We start from the raw sequence: 19235 nt of genomic DNA, 5'->3' as shown, positions 1-19235 counted from the left end.
TACTTGCGGGCTTTTATTAGCGTAGTTCGCCGACTTTCTCCAATTCCTTTTCCCAGAAACGTGCTTTTTTAGTGTCTTTTTTCAGTCCGAACCAGCCTTCGCGATAACCAACTGCCAGATATTCCTGAGCAACAAGGTTTCCACCTTGAGCCGCTTTTTCATATAGAACGACGGCTGTTTTCTCATCAGGCGTACCGTTGACCAATCCACCGTGATACATCATACCCAACATAAATTGCGCTGTTGCATCACCTTTTTGCGCAAGCGTTTCCCACTGTAGCGCGGCCTGTTGGTATTCATGATTTTCAGCTGCCTGAAAACCGTCGATGAATCCCTCTTGAGCATTAGCGGCACCAGTAAAGATTAAAGAGGCGGATAGCATCGCACCAATTAATATATGTTTTTTCATGTTTTCTCCACTCCGTTGTACTTAAAGCAGACAAATGCTGCATACCCATGTTTTCGGGCGAGGGTGGCGGACTTTGATAGGTGGAGATGAAAAATTCTGTGTACTGCTTGGCAATTCCAATATCCAGAGGGAGAAAATACTTGACTAACGAATAGGGGTACAGTGGCTCATGTAGTAACTTATTGATAATAAAGGGTTGAAATTGAAATCGCGTGAAAATTTCCGGTTTTATTGCGCTAAGACATTACGAGCTTGTCATTAACCCCGCTTTTAACATTTGTTTACTCGAGTCAGCGCATAGGCATCCGATGAACTAGCTGACAGTTGAAAAGTAAACGCCGTTATCGGGGAGCGTAACCATGATTTTAATGTTTCATATTCAGCATGATCTTCTGGGAGCTGATGGAAAATGGCATATCGAAAAATTTTGTCGCTATTTTTCACGCTATATCAGTCAGGAAAGACGATATGCGGGATTGAGTATATTTGCTTCTCCTAGATGTAAGGGTGACCCAGAGTTTATGTATCTCGACCCTAAGGAGCAATTCTCCTGCACCAACAATAATGTTGAGGAATTGCACCTGCCAAATGGCCTGTCGCGGGCAACCGTGGAAAATGAACTACGTGACCTGGTTTTATTCTATGTCCAGGTATTTATGGATGAGCACGTTGATATTGAGCCGCAACGCAACGTTGCCTAATGCGAGTCACGCCCTTTGGCGGGAAAGAGTCGCTGAATCTCCTCCAGCGACTCTTCTGGAGACACTGAAAACAGTTTGGCCAGCAGGTCTAATACCACCAAAGCACTCAGCGTTGCTGATTGGTTCTTATAGCTGATTACGCGTTTAGCAAGTGATTGGTTGACCCTTTCAAGATCGTTATACAACTTCGTAATATCGTCTAGTACATGGGACATATCGCCCTTGTTGGCGAAGAATTCCTGGACGAAATAGGTGCCCAATACGCGAAAGTAGGATTCTGCGGGTGTCGCAAGGGGTAGATGAAAGCGGGCCATGGGTTTGAAGAAATTAAAATGTGGGCATTCACTTGTTGCCAATAGCAGGCCCAGGAGGGCGCCCAATCCATTCTGAACACTGGCATATGCGGTAATTCTCCGCTGAGCCGTGCGGCACTCCAGATAAACCTCATCGGTAGGTCTCGAATCTGCCCAGTCGTCGATGATGGCGCTGAGCGTCAATGCCGCCGGACAGTGTCGGTGTGTTTCAGTGGTAAGCGGGCAATGGCGACATTGATTATGTTCGAGCGAGGTCCAGCTCTCATGTTCGGGGTTGATACTTACCCCTTTTCGAAGCAGGGAATTGCCGTCGATTTCGATTATATAGCTGACGGATTGTCCATTTTCTTTGGCAAATTTGTAGCGAATAACATGATCGCTACCGCTAATTTTTTCCGAATCCATGACATTAGCTCTAATTTGAGGGGGACTGTTACTATATCGGGTCAAGTCTTGCTCGATTGAGTGAAAAATTTGCGATCTATAGCAAATACTGTGCGTTTTGCGAGGTGTCAACAAATCACCGTCATAGCGTGGGCATTTGTGTTAGGGTTTTACAGGTATGCAAATAAAGCGAGAGACAGTTTGATATGGCAGTAGGGCAAATTTTAATAGACGGAAATTGGCAGGATGTTGACGAAGATTTAAAGAAAACACGCGGCAGATTTTTGCGTATGGATAGTCTGTTTCGGCACTGGATACGCGCAGATGGAAGTTCGCCATTCACGCCGGAATCCGGGCGTTATCATCTTTACGTTTCGCTGGCCTGTCCGTGGGCGCATCGTACCCTGATATACCGCGCCTTGAAAAAATTACAAGAGGTCATCAGCGTGTCGGTAGTTGACCCGTTTATGGGTGAGCGAAGCTGGCACTTTGGTGATTGCGAGGGATGCACCCCAGACCACCTTTATCAGGCAAAAAATCTCTATGAGATCTATTTGAAGTCTGATGCACAATACAGTGGTTATGTGACGGTACCGGTATTATGGGACAAACATACGCAGCAGATCGTCAACAACGAGTCTTCGGAAATCATCCGAATGTTGAACACGGAATTCAATACGCTGACAGCAGTGCAGACCGATTTTTATCCACCGCATCTGCGCGATACGATTGATACAATAAATTCACGCGTCTATAACGATGTGAACAATGGCGTGTACAAGACAGGATTCGCACGCACTCAGGAAGCCTATGAAGAAGCCTTCGATGTGTTGTTCAGTGCTTTAGACTGGCTTGAAGAAATCTTATCTCGTCAGCGTTATCTCTGTGGAGAACAACTAAGCGAAGCAGACATCCGATTGTTTCCGACTTTAGTGAGATTTGATGCCGTGTATGTCGGACATTTCAAGTGCAATAGAAAACGTCTGGTGGATTATCCTAATCTTTGGAATTACACCCGAGATATTTACCAAATACCGGAAATCGGTGACACCGTGAATCTGCAGCATATCAAGGAACACTATTACCGCAGTCACGCTCAGATCAATCCGAGTCTTATTGTTCCCAAAGGCCCGGACATTGATTTCGACGCGCCTCATGAGCGGAATACATTTGCATAACGCAAACACATCGCGGATACAGTTGTTACTGTATCCGCGATGTGAGGATATTGCTATATATGGTGTATTGAAAGATTAACTGGCCAGTAAGGCCCGTTCGAGTTCAGCAAAATTCTGCGCACGACGCAGGTTTTCGATTTCAAAACCCAGCTGTCTCTCGACTTGCGTGCTGGAAATAATGCCGCGTATGAGTTGATGACTGGAATCATCGAGAGTTTCATAAACCAGAATATGTTGTCGCTTGGCGCGTCGCAGTGTTTCCACGACATCACCAACATTAGACTTGAGTAAATCGCGCATGGAAATAGCTTCAAGTTTTTCGCGTCGCGTCATGATGTCCTGCACCAGGATATCGGTATAGTTTCCACCGTGTTCCTGTAAATATGCCAGTGGTTTTTCTCCGAGTATATCGACAGCGGTAATCAAACCAGCAAGATTACCTGACAAATCGATTACGAATAGCAAACGAACGCCGCATATCATCATTTTCTCATTGGCCTGTTCGATGGTGGCCGCAGGATTTATTGTAAAAGCACTAATCTGTTCGAGGTCCGTCATCACTGCGAGACCCGGATCATCCAGCATAACGCTGTTGGGTATCATATGTGTCGGACGGTATAAGGAAGCGCTGTTTGAAAGGATGTTGTTGTTTATTGCCTTGAAGTGATTCGGCATACTCATTCTCCCCACGAAATGATTGGACATAGTTAGCAATAGCTGCTTATTTCAATATAGTAGACAGATTTCCTAGATGCCAGCTAGGAATTTAATTTTTTTTTCGTCTATTAAATTCAATTAATTATTTATATTTTGAGTCTAAATTATTCCATTTCGACGCGTGAGTTTGACTTCATCGGCTTGTTGCCGAGTATCTTGTTCAGGATTTTTTGGTCCTCGCTTTCACGGGCCGGTGGCGACGCCGGACTGGATGTGTTCGTTATCGTTGTCGTCTGTCTTATGACAGGCTTAAATGAAAGTCGTACTACAAGACCATCGAGTATGGAGAACAGTACATCGATGCTATAGCCTGCAATAAATCCTATAGTGACTTCGGTGAGTTTGACGCCAGTGTCGGTAACGCCACCGGAACTGTATAACATGACTAGCACTCCGCCGCTCAGAGTGCCGAGGACTAAACGATTGCGATGTTCCGGTAATCGGCGTGGATCAAAAGAACGCAGGCGTAACTTTTGCTCAGTAATACGTAACAAACGCACTGATGCGCCAAATGCGCCGTAGGCAAATGGCGCGATACTTAATGCCACCCAATAAAAAATAGACATCAGCGCAAAATTGCTACCCATATCTTGCGCCCATTGCGCGCTGTAAAATTCGAAGGTGTATTGAAACAGGCTAATGCCCATAATCAAGGCGAGCACGCCGAATGCGGTGATCCACATATTGCGGGCATGCTTACCTGCCTCGGTCAACATGTAGTCTTTTCCAAACGTACTCTCTGTCGCGCGAAGACTGATTGCTGTGACCGGTTTCAATTGCAGCGTCAGATCGTGGTAATAGAGTTGTAGCAGCGTGATGTCATCGCTATCAATGTCATCGCCATCGACAATTTTTCTGTTCCAGATGCGATAGAGTTCGGAGAGCTTGATATGTGCTTGCAGGTTGCCGGTTTCAGCGGCATAAACTGCCATGCGCATCACGTCGTAAATGAGTTCTTTTACATCCCCCAGATAGGGACCGCCATGCGACAGACGAGGAATAGCTGATTCTTCTTCCATAAAGATTACCTACGATAAGTAAACGAAACAAATTCCGTCTCCCCGTATTATTGTAGGTATTACATGAAAAGTAGCAGCACATGGCCAGGCGATGCAAGTGCAAAAATGCGCAGTGTTTGTTACTGGAGAAGCATTACAATGCCAAGAAGCATAGCGCCTGTGCCAGAAGCAAAGATCAGCCAGCCATCTTTGGGGCCTTTCGCCTGTAATCGAACCTGAGATGGATGGTCGGGGTCGTAATAAACCGTTATGTGATTACCGGGCTCGGCTTTTGTCAAATCGTGACCTACCGGTATCTCGAGCGTGTCTTCATAAGAATCGGTATTTACGAGGTATCTGAACGTCAATTCAGGATTGAGATCCTTGCTGCCGGAAATCCGTTGCACAATGGCATCGACGGCCAGCCAATCCGGCTGTAGCTGGGAGCGCTGCATGGAAATCCACGCGCGTACGGCAATCACAAGTCCTGCCAGTGAAAATAAAAAAAGTATGATGGTGTATGGACTAAACATGGTGACGATAGTATAACGCACTTATAATAAGTGCCTAGCAGGCTATAACCGCATTATTTCGCTAATTCGCGAGTTTCTTTGATTAATTACAGCCGGGAAATATTGATATGAGTTCAGAGTATGTCACGCCACTGAGTGACGATGAGATCGTTGAACTGGATAACTTTTTATTGTCCGGAGACGAAGAAGAAGATGAGCGTCTGTCTGTCGATGAGGCTCACGGATACATCACTGCCCTGGTTGTCAGCGCCGATGCTACCCTGTTTGATGAGGGTTGGATGCAAGGTATATGGGGTGATCCGGCGTTTCATGACGACGATGAGAAAGAACGTATGGTTTCCCTGCTATGGCGCATGCGTAACGATATAAACAATGAATTGTCCTCCGGGGAGGTTTTTGAGCCCCTGATAGTCGAGGAAGAAGAGGACGGTGAACTTCTGGAGACCCATGAGGGCTGGTGTTACGGCTTTATGCTGGCGGTGAGTTCCCACCAACACTTATGGGAAGACCTGCCTCGCAATGAACAGGAATTGTTAATGCCCATCGCCCGTCTCGCCATGTTGGCGTCCGATGAGGACGCGGATATCGATGACGAGGAATACTCCCAACTGGTCGAATTGGTGCCTGGCGCCGTTGGTGGTCTATACGCCTTCTGGCGTAAACACTAAGGTCTCGCCTTCGTTTGTCTTACCCGTTCAAATAAACATACCGCCGCTGCGGCGGCCACGTTCAACGACTCTATTTTTCCTGGCATGGGAATCAGAACGTGCTCGTTGATATGTTTGAGCAATTCGGGTGTCAATCCGGTGCCTTCATTGCCAAAGACGAAGGCAATATCGCCTCCCAGCACTGTGTCGTACAGAGATTTTTGCGCGGACAGGCTGGTTGCCAACACCCTGTCTGATCGTATGGCCAATGGAATCAGATCATGCTTTTCATAGATGGGGACATTGAAATGAGCGCCCATACCCGCGCGTAACGCCTTGGGCGACCAGGCTTCGGCGCACCCTTTAGATAGATAGATCCCATCGACGGCCGCCGCCGCTGCTGTGCGTATTATGCTGCCGAGATTTCCCGGGTCTTGAATATTCTCCAGTAGCACAATGAAACCCTGCGCGTGTTTTGCCGGGACGGGCACGGGATAGATACCGACGATGCCGCTGGGCGTCTCGACTCGAGATATCTCGCGAAAAAGTGCCGAGGTCAGCACCACTTTCGGACAATCGACTGTCTGCAGGTATTGTTGAAATTCTTGTTTGTCCTGCTGCGCCTGATCGAGAATGATAAGGTCCGGTTTACCGCCGGTTTCATAAAGCGCCTGCAATAAATGTATACCGTCAAGCAAGGTGCGTCCCTGTTTGCGGCGTTCACGGGTGGAACAGGCGAGCTTTTTCCAGTTCTTGAAATTGGCATTGTCGCTGGATTGTATGAGTTTCGTTTCCATGGCCGCTTGTGCAGAGATAAAGCGGGATTATAGCAGTGCTGCCTATAAGCGGAAGAACTTAACGATGGAAGTGAGCTTGTCAGATTCAGAGTTTAATGAATTTGAGGCGGCGCTGAGTTTGTCCGAGGCTTGCGCATTGGTGTGCGCTACCTGTTCCAGTTGGTGTATAGAGGTGCTAACCAGATTCGCGCTCTTACGTTGTTCAGTCGATGCGTGATAAATTTGCTTGACCAGATGCGCCGTGCGTTCAATATTGGGTGTGATTTCCTTCAGCAGCTTGCCTGCGTGCTCAGAAATATTCACGCTATTGCTTGCTGAGTCGGCGATTTCACGTGCGAGTTGCTGACTGCGTCCGGCGAGCTTGCGAACCTCTTCGGCGACAACAGAAAATCCTCTGCCGTGTTCGTTGGCGCGAGCGGCCTCAATAGAGGCGTTCAAGGCCAGAATATTTGTCTTGTATGCAATTTCTTCGACTTGTGAAACCTGTCGCGCGATCTCACGCATGGCCTCTACGGTTTGCGTTACAGCCGCTTCCCCTTGCGCGGTTTGCTGTGCGGCTTCTTGCGCAAGTTTATTAGTATTTTCTGCATTGTCGGATGTGAGATTGATCAACTCGGAAATGGCGTCGATTGATGTCGTGGTCTGTTCCACGGAGTCGCGCAATTCATTTGATGAGGTATTGAGGGTGTTTACTATGGTGTCCACTTCTCTTGAGACTTTAGTTACCGACTCCGTATTGTTCTGTATCTCTTCCACTTGGTTTTTTAGAGAATCCATTAGCTGATTCAGTGAATCACCCAGAATTTGCAACTCTAGCAACTTGGTTTGCGTAATGCTGACGCTGAGATCACCCTGAGCACAGGATTGCAGTGCACGTGTGAACGTACCTAGTGGCGTAAACAGCAGACGACTCAGAAAAATCTGCGCGAGTACCACTGCAATCAAAATAATGATGACGAAACTGGTCAGCATCATTAGATTGGTGTTGTCGATGCTTTGATAAAGATTGCTCATATCTTCAAGCATGGTCAAGGTCATTACCTGCTCGTTTAACTGGTTTTGCAAGTCAAAACTCACCGGTAAGGTAGCGTGGGCTTTTTCTTCATCCCACGATTCCGACTGAAACAACACCGTGTCGCCGGATGTAATCATAAGAGGTGCGCGTAGCTTTTGTTCCAAAGTTTGGAGAATGCTCACGGGGTTTAATACCACTTCGAGATAGCCCATCAGACGCAGGCCGCCGATAGGTACCAGCATCGAATAGTGAGCCTCCTGGCCGGAATTCCATAAGGCATGTACAGACTTCAACCTGTCCGCACCAGTGCGGCCTTGCGCTTGCGTGCGCAGTAGCGGAGGCATCTCTCTGGAAAGTGCCAGGCTTCCTTCCGTGCTTTTCATTACTAGTTTGAGATCGGTGTCAAAGACACGCATTGATTGTAGTTGCAGGCGATTGCGCAAGATGACTGATTGAGAAAACTGATCGTCTAAATGTTCTATTGCTTCATCGCGTAGCGAAACGTCATTTTGTATAGCGGATTTCAGTACAGGGTCGCGTTGCGCAGTCGAACCAATTTCCGCAGCATATTCTTCCAGCTTTTCGAGCATGCCCTGAGAGGAAACGTCGAGTATTCTTTGTAGGGTTTCTTTTTGAGATTTCAGGGCGCTTGACTTAAAAGTGCCCCCGGCTATAACAGCTAATGCAATGCTGGCCAGACCGAGCATGATAACGATAGCGTACACCAGTTGTTTGATAGAGATCTGTTTCATTCACTATTTTATTGCGTTATAGAAACGATAATGCCTCCGAGGCAGTTAATGTTTCGGCAAAAAAATACTTTTCTTAACGTAAACTTTGATAAAAAATAAGGGAATATTAGACCGACTGGTCATTCTTTTTGAGTTGCAGACGCCACATCGATGCGTAGTGTTTGTTTAGCGCTAACAGTTGTTCGTGGGTGCCGCTTTCCAGTACACGTCCTTGCTCCAAAACCAATATCTGATCGGCATCGACTATCGTCGAAAGACGATGGGCAATAACCAGCGTGGTGTGGTTTTGAGCGACACTGCGCAGCGCATCCAGGATCTGGCTTTCGGAGTGTGAATCCAATGCGGATGTGGCTTCGTCAAAGATAAGAATTCTAGGGTTTTTAAGTATCACGCGCGCAATCGCCACGCGTTGTTTCTCGCCGCCGGAAAGTTTCAAACCGCGTTCGCCGACAAGCGTGTCATAGCCATTGGGTAGCTGTGAAATGAAGTCATGCAGGTTGGCCATTTTTGCCGCGCGCAGCACATCGTCGCGCGTTGCCGCAGTATTGGCATATTGCAGGTTGTAAAAAATGCTTTCATTAAACAACACGGTATCTTGCGGTACGATACCGATGTGTTGGCGAAGGCTATGTTGGGTTACATCGACGATATTCTGTTCATCGATTGTGATGCGACCACCACTGAGATCGTAAAAGCGGTATAACAATCTCGCGATCGTTGATTTACCCGCGCCACTTGCGCCGACGATAGCCAGCTTTTGTCCCGGCCGGATATGGAAACTGACATCATGCAAAATTGGCCGCTCGACTTGATAGGAGAAATTCACATGTTCAAATCGGATATCGCCTTTGCTCACCTGGAGGTTTTGCGCATTCGGTGCATCGACAATCTCCGGCTTTTGGTCCAGTAACTTAACCAGGTTGTCCATATCGGTGAGTGAGTAACGAATCTGTCTGTAGATAATGCCAAGAAAACCCAATGGTATGAAAAGTTGTAACAGGAATGCATTAACAAGAACCAGGTCACCAATACTCATGCGACTGTTTACGACTTCGTTTGAAGCAAAAAACATCACCACGGTCACGCCGATCGCAATAATGGCGTTTTGCCCGAAATTGAGTAGCGACATGGAGGATTGCGTTTTAACGCCTAAATCTTCCCATTGCTCCAATTCGGTATCGGTGCGGCGTTTTTCCAGATCCTCGTTATTGAAATATTTGACCGTCTCATAATTTATCAGGCTGTCGATAGCAATATTGTTGGCGTTAGACTCGTGTTTATTCATATTCTGGCGGTAGGACATGCGCCAGTTCATCACCATCAGGGTAAACACCACATACACGGCGATACTGCTAAAGATGACGATAGTAAAGATCACGTCATAATGGCTGAGCATATATGACGCGACCAGCACAAATTCAACGCCAACCGGGATTATGCTAAACGTGAAATAATTCAGTAAGGAACTCAAACTGGTGGCGCCGCGTTGCAGGTCGCGACTGATCGCGCCGGTTTTACGTTCGAGATGAAAGCGCAATGCCAGTTCGTGCAAATGCCCGAGTGTGCGTATTGTCAAACGACGCATTGCGCGATAGCGCACGCGCGTAAACAAGACATCGCGTAATTCGTTGAACAGTGAACTGGCAATGCGCAAGGCGCCGTATGCCAAAAGCAGCGCTACGGGAAGTACCAGCAGATCCGAACGATCGAGATTCAGCGAATCGACAACATCTTTTAATATGACCGGCACGCCTACATTGGCGACTTTCGCCAGGATGAGACACACAAGCGCCAGCAATACGCGCCCTTTGTACTCCCACAAGTATGGCATGAGTGCGCGGATATTATGCCAATCACTGCGGTTGGCGCTGGGTGCCTCGGTATAGTGTATGTGGCCTGACATAAAACTCGAGTCTGTCGGATAGAAGCCTATAGTACCGGAAAACCGCTGCAGGTGGCAGGCTTCTGCCGTGCTTGATATACTGCCCGACCTTCGCTGAGGAGTAAGTAATTATGAGAGATTCCGTTAAGGCTCTAAGGGTAATGGCTATTGTCGAGGGTGTTTCCCTGCTGACCTTATTATTTGTGGCGATGCCGTTAAAATATTATGCCGATATGCCACAGGCGGTAACAACTGTCGGTTGGATACATGGCATCTTGTTCATGGTATTTGTGTTTCTCGCGAGTAAGACTAGCCAGCGCAAGGGATGGTCAGAAGGTTTTCTGTTTCAACTGGTGTTGTCGTCGATGATCCCATTCGGGATGGTTGTTATGGATCGCCGTATTCGGGCGCGTATCTAATTCTGAGAGAGTACGGTGCTTGTTAAGTTATCGTCATGCCTTTCATGCAGGCAATTTTGCCGATGTGCTTAAGCACATTGTGCTGATTGAGATCCTTGAGTATCTGTTAAAAAAAGATAAGCCATTTCATTTTATCGATACCCATGCAGGGGCCGGTCTATATGATTTGCGTTCCGGGCAGGCAAACAAAACCGCGGAATATCTTGATGGCATCGCCAGACTTACGCCTGCGGAGTGGCCGGAATTGTCGTCACTGTTTGATGTGGTGTCCGCATTTAACCCAGACGGTGGATTAAATAGTTATCCGGGTTCCCCGTTAATCGCGCAATACTTCCTGCGTGACTGCGATCGCGAATGGTTATTCGAATGGCACCCGTCAGACTATGTGTTACTACAGGCGCAGATCCGTCAGGACAAACGCATACGTGCCCAAAACGAAGACGGATTTGTCGGCATGCTTTCTCTGTTACCACCGATTACCCGCCGTGGCCTCGTGCTTATCGACCCACCCTATGAGGTCAAATCCGATTATGCGCAGGTTTTCGAAAGCCTGGATAAGGCTTATCGTAAATTTTCTACAGGTATATACGCGCTTTGGTATCCCGTCGTCGATCGCAAACGGATCGAGGATTTAATGCAGCGTTTTTCGACTAGCGCGATCCGAAATATACAGGTGTTTGAACTAGCCGTGTCGCCCGATAGTGATGAACGAGGGATGACAGGGGCCGGCATGCTGGTGATTAATCCGCCGTGGACGCTGATGAATCACATGCAACAGATCTTGCCGAGATTGGCTAAGCTCTTCGGGTCAACGGGGAGTTTTTACAAAGCAGAACAGCTGGTGCCCGAATAAACGGTGATCGGTTAATCTGAGCGAGAAAACAAGAGGCGGGAACGCCGCCTCTGTCTTTATAGCTTAAACACAGCCCGTCGGTTTAGGCAGGCCGCCGTATTTAGTGATAGGTTTCATCGGGCCGGTGAGCCACAGATCGAACAACACCTTTTTGTCTTCACCGATGAATTTGGCGAATTTGCGTATCGGAGGTACGGTGCTGTATTCCTCATAAAATTCGCGTGCTTTTATTATATGATCCCACTTGGCCTCGTCCAGCTCTATGCCATCCGCCTCGGCCATCGCTCGGCCGATTTCTGGAGTCCAGGCATTCATATCGGTCAAATACCCGTCTCCGTCTCTATCAGGTAGCGTCATTTTAGTACTCCTAACCATCAACAGTAATTACAGGCAATACCATAGTAAAATACTCGGGTTAGGTCAAGTGTTCCTGGCGACGTTTTTGCAGCCAATCGGGGAAATTTTCCGGTATTTAACGAATATGCGAAAAATAGCTATTTTGTTTGCCATCGCCTTTTTAGGGCAGGCCTGTACCTTCATGAAAATGCTTGAGCATGGGACGCTAGTCGACCCGGAATTGAATTACCGTGATTTCGAAATTCGAGACCTTGGTCTGGAGCGAATCGGGGTTGACCTGCTATTCGATGCCTATAATCCTGGGGAAACTGAAATCGATACATTTCAAGCGGATTACAAGTTTTTCCTGAAAGACCAACTTGTTGTTCAAGGCGACGAGATTCCTGTAGTTTTGTTACCCCAAACCACGACAGTGCTGACAGTGCCCGTGGACATCAGCTATGCCGATCTCTATTCAACCGCTTCAACCCTGTTTGGTGAGATGCGTCAGGGAAAGCGCAAGGTCAGTGGTCTTGTGAATGTAAAGATTGCCGGTGAGTATTTGATTTACGCAGGTTTCGGTAAAAGATTTACCAAGCCCTATTATTACGAGATCGAGCTAGGTATGGATATACCACTGCCAGAGGTAAGCATTGAAAAAGTTAGCAAGGGTTTGAAGAAACAAGTGAATGAACTCTTGAGCTTTGAACTGTTTGAACAACCCAAGCAAGAAGTCGAAACCAGCAAACCAAAAGAAGAAGCGGAGATAACGATCAGTACGGTGCGTATTGTTTCAATGAAGCAGACTCGAGAGGGTCAATACGAGTTGCTGTTTCAACCCCTTGATCCTTTCGAGCCTGATTATTCGTCGCTGGACGACTATTAGCTGACTAGACGCAGCAGTTCTTCCGCATTTTCTGTTTGCGCTAACGCTTCGCGGATTTTGTTAAAGGCAGACGCGGCCAACTCAGGATTTCCAGCATAAGTGCTCAAGCGTAACTTGTTCCAGCCCGCGGCTTTTACAAGTTTGTTTTTGAATGCCGTGCCTTCCACGCCGCCCCCACCGATGAGTATCAATTTGCTCTCAATTTCCTGATGAGGTAAACGCTCAGTGGTGATTTTGGAGAAGTCTTCAGGGTTTATAACCGCTAGTTGCATGCTCATTATTGCCTCGCCGATATTCTGTTATTAACTGGGTCTAAGAATTATTCGGCGTTAAAGACAGGATCTTTATATGGAAAAAGCGGGGAAAATTTGGGGGTAGTGGCTGAATTAAAAAGCCGGTTCGTGTTTCGAACCGGCTTGGTAAGCATTCAATGTGTACTAACCACTCAAATGCAGAGACAATACATTGCTAAATATGTAGATAATTAAAAGTGTTAAAACGATGGCTGAACCGACAACAAAACGGTTGATAAAGCGTTTGTCCTTCTCAAAGCGTTCCTGAGTCATGTCCATGTCTGCGATCCCTTCCTGAATGAAGAATTACCCTATCAACATATAGAAGGCAAAGCCTGAAAAAGGAAAGTAAATTTGTCTATCGGCCCGACCAATATTTTTTTATAAGCACTCTAAGCCAGATATCATAAGCCAATAATGGAGGCTTTCATTCCATTTTGGATTGTTTTGTTCAGAATATCCCGAGAGCTAGTTTCCATATTGTCATAATGTACGATGTATACCTTGGGATTTTTAGCGGAATTGACAACGGATCTTACTCCCGTTATTGAATTTATATCCTTAGAAAACTTGTTACGTTCTCTCTTTTGCATATTTTCTTTTAGATAGATCAGAATATCAGCATAAAACGTTGCCATTCTATTTCCTCTCGTTATCAATCCAGTTGAGTCCAAAGCGTATTTCTAAATGTAGTTACATCTAACGGATAATCGGTTGGATACTTGCGGCAAAACCCTGTGATGGGTTTCTCACTGTGAGTTGTTGCCAGAGTTTGATTCTAATAATCGGTAAATCAACCTAGTTCAAATAGATGGACGACAGGTTTGAACTAGTACATTGGTAGGTTAAAGTTGTATTGATCGCAATCTATACCTTTCAATAAATAGGTATTAGCTTTTTCATAAATCGATTATGCATCTAGTGAATTTTCGTATTTAATTAATGGCCCGATAGAAAAATTATTGGTATTGGATTCTGTTAGTGAAGGGGCAGGTGTTAAGTCTGGCGAAGGGTGATCCCACTATATGTGACTTTGAGTCAGCTGTTGTTCATTTCACTTTGATTACTTTTTTATCCTTGTTGAGGTTTTGCTTTGGTCGATTCCTGGTTAAAAGTTTAAGCGAGAAAAAAATGCACAAAACGCGATTAAACCCTAAAGTAGTTGTTTTTATTTTGTCAGCGACCCTGGCCAGCAGTTGCACTTTGATGACAGAAAGAGAATGTAAGAATGCCAATTGGTATAGTGTGGGAATGAAAGACGGTATGGATGGCGCTGGTCTCTCACGCAGTCTGAACTACGTAGAGGTTTGCGGAAAGCATCAAGTTTCCGTCGATGTGAATGAATACGAAAGAGGCTATAAGTTTGGGCTGATGAGTTTCTGTACCGACGATAAGGCACGTAGAGCCGGTGAAGCAGGTCGTACTTACAACTTCGAGATCTGTGATGGGGAAGTCAAAGACCTTATAGCCAGAGCCTACCTGGAAGGCAAAATCAACAGACACAAAAGAAATTTCAATGAAATTCATGCACAGCAACAGGTGGTGATGACAAAAGTTCGTGAACTGGAAAAGGAATTGATGTATACAAAATTCCAGAACCCCATGCTGAAGATGAAATTTGATGAGTTGCTCAAGGCGATCAAAAGCCAATCGAATAACATTGATCGAGATCATGGCTTTTAAGTTTGGTCGAGTGTATCGGGCGTGTATACTGAAAATTTTACGCGTACATAACTATTTCAGGAGGAAATATGAAGTCTATGACATGCAAGCAACTTGGTGGTGCCTGTGACAAGGTGTTTCAAGCGGAAACTTTTGAACAACTCGCCGAATTGAGCAAACGACATGGCATGGAGATGTATCAACAGCAGGACACGGATCATTTAAAGGCCATGCAGGAGATACAGGCACTCATGCAGAATCCAGCGGCAATGCAAGAGTGGTTCGAAAGCAAACGGAAACAGTTTGATGCCCTGCCTGAAGACTGATTCGGGAATGATAGCGATTGCATTAGCGTGTCGTTGCGGCCCGTAACAAGGCAATGGCGGTAAACGCAGATACAAGGTGCTTGATTGAATGACCGCTTAGAAAAAGAATGTTCATGATGGCGGCATCTGCGCTCTCGGCGATTTTCGCGATTGCATACAAGCCAACCACTCCCCACAGATAACGGCTTCGAGGCAGGCTTCTGCCAAACAGTATCAGCATTAACGGAACCAATACCATGGGAAGAAATTGAATTAACCCATAAAATCTCAGATCGCCACGCCCCATGCTCTCCGTGTAATCCCAATACAGCACCGAGGCGGCACCTATGATGAGCAACGGCAGGAACAATAATTTTCCCCAAGGCTTGTCGATACAGGTGAAAATCACATAAGTAAAAAACGACATGAACGCAATCGTCATAGGTAAACGGTCCCAGACGAGCGTGTTGTTATCAGGTTCCAGGTGATAATAGCCAGAACCAAAACCTGTTAGCATCAGGCCGACGAAAAAGAGTGTTACTGGTAAGACGTCGCGCTGAAATATAGCGCCTTTGTTGCTACTTGAAAGTTCTCTTAACGCATATGCGCCCAGAATGATATACAGCAGATTGGAGGCGACATTCAGGAAATTAGCCATTCCGAAATAAGTGCGCTGGTCTGCAAACTGATGGTACTCAGGCCACTGCGGTATTGGCGGGATAAAAAAAGTCGCTATGATTGCCACGGCACTAATGATTAGCAGCAATACGATGCGCTGAGACTTGTCCATAGTTTACGATAGGTCCATCATGTCGACTATTGCAAATAATAACACCTAAAAGTGATTTCTTTGCAACAACTGCCTGCAAACCTGTGCAATACCAGAATACTGGTGTAGTTCTCTCCGTGATTTACTGGCGAATCAAATAGCTCGGTTCTTTCGCCGCACCATAGAGAGCGATACCTTCGCCCACCACCGAATGTCTATAGCTGAATACGTCGTCTATGCCGGGTTTACGCATAAGCAGTCGAGTGCCTCTGACCTCCCAGCTTCCGCCGGCAGTATCCTGGTTGCCACCTAAATACGAGACCGAATTTCCACCCGCTATGCGCCAGCGACGGGTAAGTTCACCATTTGGGTGTAAGCTAAGCGTCGAACGTGAGCCGACGCTCATCGGATCCATTCCACGGCTGTTACTATATGAATGTCGTACTAAGAAAACACCGTGCATGTCTCGCGGAAACCTCGGTGAGGTAAACACCATGCTGTCTATGATAGCGCTTAAGTGTGATTTTGCTTTAATCGCAGTCCCCTTGCTTGCGATAATGAAAAATATCGATATCTCATCTTTATTCAAAATACCGGTGAGGACTTCGCCTTCTCCTTCTACGTTTTGCCTACAAATTGCAGCGGGAGATTGCCCGACGGTGTCAGGCTCAACACAGGAAGACTTCGACTCGTCTATAATTTTTTTGAGTGTTTTGAGAGGATCGATGACGCTCAAAGCAGTTTTGATGGATATGATATTGCTGGAGCCGTCGTTGATGACAATGACATCATCTTCAGCGTTGTATTCATATTTCCAGTGCTGGGGTATCGCCATACTAGCAATGACGCCGGTCGTGTTGATTGCTTTGCCATTGATGAGCGATTTCTTGCGTGAATGTTCTCGTGACCGTTGAGGTGTGCCGGCCATCGATGTATTTTCATGTTCATGAGGGGATTCTGCGCGTTGTCTAGTCACACTGGCCTGTGACACCGGCACAGGTAAACCAAAGAACGGATCCGGTCTCATGAAGACCAAATCCAATGACTGCTGATCTCCCTGTTCCACGCGTAGCGTCATGTTCTCCCAGGACGGATTGGTACTGTGTATGGTGAATAATCCTGTTCCTTCTGCTTCGACTTCACCTACAAGCGTCAGTTTTTCACCGCTGTCACTGCGCAGCTCTCCGCTCAGGCGGTTTTGTTTTTGCGCTAGTTTTAAGACGATCTTGTCGCCATCAACAAGGCCGACATAGTTTCCATTTAGGTGGTCGGCGAGCACTGAGCCGGATAGAAATACCAGCCCAAGCAATAACAGAAATATGGAATGGCGGAGTCTGTTCAGATTTTGCATGAGGCTTCCCTGGGTTATTCGTGTCTTGTCCAGTTTAGGTAACGATAACGGTGATTTTTCGCAAGTATTGTTAAGCAATTCACTATTACCGGTTTGTTGCTAGCGATAGTTGGCCGGAACAACCATCGTTCGTTCCAGTTTCTCCATCAGAAAAATACCGCCGCCGATGTATATGGCTAAATATAAGAGGGTGGCGAGAATATTTAGTGTCCAGTGAAACGTCGGTATTTCGATATCAAACAGGCTGAATGAGAGTATCGTTAGTATTGCCGTCGTAAAAAGATAGAGTGGAATAAGAATATTCGCATAAGGATACTGTTTTATCTGCGTAAGCTGTGTGTGGCATGAGGAACGATTTGCATCGTCAAACGATGTCAGGCTTGTGTCTTCATACGTTGATATGCGACTCTGGCCGTAATCAGTCAAGAGTTTGGTGATGATGTTTGTCATGATTTTGCTCCTATGGAGAACTTTATTCGATGAGTAAAACTAGCACAAAAGGAGTTGCGACTCGTGTGAACTGATTCATAGGCCAGAATTTGGAGAGTTGTTGAAGTTTCCTACGCCCGACCTGTTAGGGATACATTACTATATTGTCCACATGTTTTCGTCGCACCAAGCAGTAGGAAGGAGATTTATAGCCAACGTCGCACACGTTTCCGATATTGTCGATACTCTTCGCCAAATAAATCCTCCAGTGCGTTTTCTTCGGGCTGAATCTGTAGGTAATTCATAGCAAGCACAAACAGAGGAAGAAAAACAAGCGCCACGATATTTGCGACGACAATCGCTACCGCTATTAGAAACAGTAGAAATCCGACATACATTGGGTTTCGGCTATAGGCATAGATCCCAGTCATCACCAGACTGCTGGAGTTCCCCGGTGTCATTGGATTGACTGTCGTCCCGGCACGGCGGAACTGTATTCCACCTGTGGCGATTAGGATAAGCCCAAGCGTGAATACAGCTAGCGCGAATTGCCAACTGCCTTCAAAGTTCAGGTTATTCTCCGGGAACAATAATGTGCAGCCATACATCAGGGCACTAAAAATTATCACGTATACGATGGGAAGAGTTTTGATGCGCAACGACACTGTCTTTCAATCCTGCGTGTTAGTTGTATGAATATCGATTGACTGCAATGGTAATATAGGCCCCTCAGTTTTCCAAATCAGTTTACATGACCACGAAAAAATGAAAGGGCAGTCCGGTATTTCACCGGCTGCCCTCGTTCGTCAATATAGTCCGGGGACAAATGTCGCGATTTCCTTTTTGTATTTTCTGTAGGTGTCGCCAAAGTTGCGGATTAGATCTCGTTCTTCGAAAAAGATACCGAGCGCAATATACAGGGTTAACATGCCAGCCAGTACGAAATGAGTAATAGACATCACCGGCACCGCCCACATGCCAATCAAAAAGCCCAACATCATTGGATGACGACTGTAGCGATACATAAACTTGCGAGTAAACGACAGGCTCGTATAAGGCTTATTTTTAAGAAACAGATAGACTTGTCTCAGACCCATTAGCTCAAAATGATTGGTGACAAATGTTGCTATAAACAGATAAGCCCAGCCCAGGGCATAAAGCGACCAAAGGGCATATTGAGCAAATGTATTGTCAATACTCCAGACTGTTCCTGGAAGAGTTTGCCAAAAGTACAAAGTAGTGGCGACGACTATGCCGGTGCTCAGCATATAGGTAGCGCGTTCGGCGGCAGCTGGAATATGTTTTACCAACCACTGCTTGAATCCCTGGCGCGCCATTACACTGTGTTGCAGAGCAAACAATGTGATAAGAAACGTATCGACAATGATGGCAAGGCCGGTAGATCCGGCTTCTATACCACTCAGACCAACAGGTGCCAGCCCACCCATGGCCAGAATTATCCACAGTAGTGCAGCGACTCCGGCGGTGTATGCAAACACGCCATAACTGAAGACCGCAATACGTTTAAATAGACCTTGATTCTCAGCTGCAAATCCTGCTGCTTCAATATTGATAGCTTGTGACATGATGTTTCTCCTAAATTCG

General features: G+C 46.4%; 24 protein-coding genes. 8 read left to right on the top strand and 16 right to left on the bottom strand.

Going from position 1 to position 19235, the window contains the following annotated elements; genetic code table 11:
• Positions 1-16: 16 nt before the first annotated feature.
• Positions 17-409, bottom strand: coding sequence for a hypothetical protein (locus tag OEZ43_12755; protein ID MDH5546457.1), 393 nt, complete (start codon positions 407-409; stop codon positions 17-19).
• Positions 410-768: 359 nt separating this feature from the next.
• Between OEZ43_12755 and OEZ43_12750 the strand changes: the two genes are divergently transcribed.
• Positions 769-1110: a hypothetical protein gene (locus OEZ43_12750; GenBank protein ID MDH5546456.1), complete on the top strand. Its 342-nt coding sequence runs from the start codon at positions 769-771 to the stop codon at positions 1108-1110.
• Here OEZ43_12750 and OEZ43_12745 read toward each other — a convergent pair.
• Positions 1107-1829, bottom strand: a complete 723-nt coding sequence (locus tag OEZ43_12745) for a hypothetical protein (protein MDH5546455.1) — start codon at positions 1827-1829, stop codon at positions 1107-1109. The two genes, OEZ43_12750 and OEZ43_12745, sit on opposite strands and share 4 nt — an antisense overlap.
• 185 nt (positions 1830-2014) lie before the next feature.
• On the opposite strand from OEZ43_12745, the gene OEZ43_12740 reads away from it, so the two are divergent.
• Entirely contained in the window at positions 2015-2986 is a 972-nt protein-coding gene (locus OEZ43_12740) for a glutathione S-transferase family protein (GenBank protein MDH5546454.1), read from the top strand.
• Between the two features lie 75 nt (positions 2987-3061).
• Here the strand turns inward: OEZ43_12740 and OEZ43_12735 are convergent, their stop codons facing one another.
• From OEZ43_12735 to OEZ43_12725, 3 genes are all read right to left on the bottom strand, one after another.
• Positions 3062-3661 carry a CBS domain-containing protein gene (locus OEZ43_12735; GenBank protein MDH5546453.1) on the bottom strand — a complete coding sequence of 200 codons (600 nt, stop codon included), beginning with the start codon at positions 3659-3661 and terminating at the stop codon, positions 3062-3064.
• Between the two features lie 146 nt (positions 3662-3807).
• Positions 3808-4722, bottom strand: a complete 915-nt coding sequence (locus OEZ43_12730) for a hypothetical protein (protein ID MDH5546452.1) — start codon at positions 4720-4722, stop codon at positions 3808-3810.
• Positions 4723-4841: 119 nt separating this feature from the next.
• Positions 4842-5255 carry a DUF3592 domain-containing protein gene (locus tag OEZ43_12725; protein MDH5546451.1) on the bottom strand — a complete coding sequence of 138 codons (414 nt, stop codon included), beginning with the start codon at positions 5253-5255 and terminating at the stop codon, positions 4842-4844.
• A gap of 86 nt (positions 5256-5341) precedes the next feature.
• Here OEZ43_12725 and OEZ43_12720 point away from each other — a divergent pair, with 86 nt between their 5' ends.
• Complete coding sequence (locus OEZ43_12720) at positions 5342-5902, top strand: YecA family protein (protein ID MDH5546450.1); 561 nt, start codon at positions 5342-5344, stop codon at positions 5900-5902.
• Here OEZ43_12720 and OEZ43_12715 read toward each other — a convergent pair.
• The 3 genes from OEZ43_12715 to OEZ43_12705 form a co-directional block, all read right to left on the bottom strand.
• Entirely contained in the window at positions 5899-6678 is a 780-nt protein-coding gene (locus tag OEZ43_12715) for an RNA methyltransferase (GenBank protein MDH5546449.1), read from the bottom strand. The genes OEZ43_12720 and OEZ43_12715 overlap by 4 nt on opposite strands.
• Before the next feature lie 42 nt (positions 6679-6720).
• Positions 6721-8445 (bottom strand): methyl-accepting chemotaxis protein, encoded by a 1725-nt coding sequence (locus tag OEZ43_12710; GenBank protein ID MDH5546448.1) that lies wholly within the window; start codon positions 8443-8445, stop codon positions 6721-6723.
• 106 nt (positions 8446-8551) lie between these two features.
• Positions 8552-10348: an ABC transporter ATP-binding protein/permease gene (locus OEZ43_12705; protein MDH5546447.1), complete on the bottom strand. Its 1797-nt coding sequence runs from the start codon at positions 10346-10348 to the stop codon at positions 8552-8554.
• Between the two features lie 110 nt (positions 10349-10458).
• On the opposite strand from OEZ43_12705, the gene OEZ43_12700 reads away from it, so the two are divergent.
• Together OEZ43_12700 and rlmJ are read left to right on the top strand one after the other, a co-directional pair.
• Positions 10459-10746, top strand: a complete 288-nt coding sequence (locus OEZ43_12700; GenBank protein ID MDH5546446.1) for a DUF3817 domain-containing protein — start codon at positions 10459-10461, stop codon at positions 10744-10746.
• Between the two features lie 19 nt (positions 10747-10765).
• Complete coding sequence (gene rlmJ, locus OEZ43_12695; protein ID MDH5546445.1) at positions 10766-11599, top strand: 23S rRNA (adenine(2030)-N(6))-methyltransferase RlmJ; 834 nt, start codon at positions 10766-10768, stop codon at positions 11597-11599.
• Between the two features lie 63 nt (positions 11600-11662).
• Here rlmJ and OEZ43_12690 read toward each other — a convergent pair whose 3' ends face one another.
• Positions 11663-11956 (bottom strand): TusE/DsrC/DsvC family sulfur relay protein, encoded by a 294-nt coding sequence (locus OEZ43_12690; protein MDH5546444.1) that lies wholly within the window; start codon positions 11954-11956, stop codon positions 11663-11665.
• A gap of 124 nt (positions 11957-12080) precedes the next feature.
• Here OEZ43_12690 and OEZ43_12685 point away from each other — a divergent pair, with 124 nt between their 5' ends.
• Complete coding sequence (locus OEZ43_12685; protein MDH5546443.1) at positions 12081-12821, top strand: LEA type 2 family protein; 741 nt, start codon at positions 12081-12083, stop codon at positions 12819-12821.
• Here OEZ43_12685 and OEZ43_12680 read toward each other — a convergent pair.
• On the bottom strand, positions 12818-13099 hold the full coding sequence (locus OEZ43_12680) for a hypothetical protein (protein ID MDH5546442.1): 282 nt from the start codon (positions 13097-13099) through the stop codon (positions 12818-12820). The genes OEZ43_12685 and OEZ43_12680 overlap by 4 nt on opposite strands.
• A gap of 159 nt (positions 13100-13258) precedes the next feature.
• A complete protein-coding gene (locus OEZ43_12675) occupies positions 13259-13393 on the bottom strand; it encodes a hypothetical protein (GenBank protein ID MDH5546441.1) in 135 nt (44 codons plus the stop codon).
• Between the two features lie 852 nt (positions 13394-14245).
• Between OEZ43_12675 and OEZ43_12670 the strand changes: the two genes are divergently transcribed.
• A complete protein-coding gene (locus OEZ43_12670) occupies positions 14246-14797 on the top strand; it encodes a DUF2799 domain-containing protein (protein MDH5546440.1) in 552 nt (183 codons plus the stop codon).
• 68 nt (positions 14798-14865) lie between these two features.
• Positions 14866-15102, top strand: a complete 237-nt coding sequence (locus OEZ43_12665) for a DUF1059 domain-containing protein (GenBank protein MDH5546439.1) — start codon at positions 14866-14868, stop codon at positions 15100-15102.
• Between the two features lie 22 nt (positions 15103-15124).
• On the opposite strand, the gene OEZ43_12660 is transcribed toward OEZ43_12665, so the two are convergent.
• The 5 genes from OEZ43_12660 to OEZ43_12640 all read right to left on the bottom strand — a co-directional run bounded on the left by OEZ43_12660 (position 15125) and on the right by OEZ43_12640 (position 19216).
• The gene (locus OEZ43_12660) at positions 15125-15871 is read right to left on the bottom strand and encodes a ceramidase (protein ID MDH5546438.1); all 747 of its coding nucleotides are present in this window, start codon (positions 15869-15871) and stop codon (positions 15125-15127) included.
• Between the two features lie 121 nt (positions 15872-15992).
• On the bottom strand, positions 15993-17201 hold the full coding sequence (locus OEZ43_12655; GenBank protein MDH5546437.1) for a hypothetical protein: 1209 nt from the start codon (positions 17199-17201) through the stop codon (positions 15993-15995).
• A 99-nt stretch (positions 17202-17300) separates the two neighbouring features.
• Positions 17301-17651 carry a hypothetical protein gene (locus tag OEZ43_12650; protein MDH5546436.1) on the bottom strand — a complete coding sequence of 117 codons (351 nt, stop codon included), beginning with the start codon at positions 17649-17651 and terminating at the stop codon, positions 17301-17303.
• A 185-nt stretch (positions 17652-17836) separates the two neighbouring features.
• Positions 17837-18295 carry an isoprenylcysteine carboxylmethyltransferase family protein gene (locus OEZ43_12645; protein ID MDH5546435.1) on the bottom strand — a complete coding sequence of 153 codons (459 nt, stop codon included), beginning with the start codon at positions 18293-18295 and terminating at the stop codon, positions 17837-17839.
• 141 nt (positions 18296-18436) lie between these two features.
• On the bottom strand, positions 18437-19216 hold the full coding sequence (locus tag OEZ43_12640) for an NnrU family protein (protein ID MDH5546434.1): 780 nt from the start codon (positions 19214-19216) through the stop codon (positions 18437-18439).
• Positions 19217-19235: the final 19 nt, after the last annotated feature.

The sequence above is a fragment of the Gammaproteobacteria bacterium genome, assembly GCA_029881255.1.
Classification (GTDB): Bacteria; Pseudomonadota; Gammaproteobacteria; order S012-40; family S012-40; genus JAOUMY01.
The sequence above is the reverse complement of the archived record's forward strand: the minus strand, read 5'-3'. Positions and strand labels throughout refer to the sequence as shown.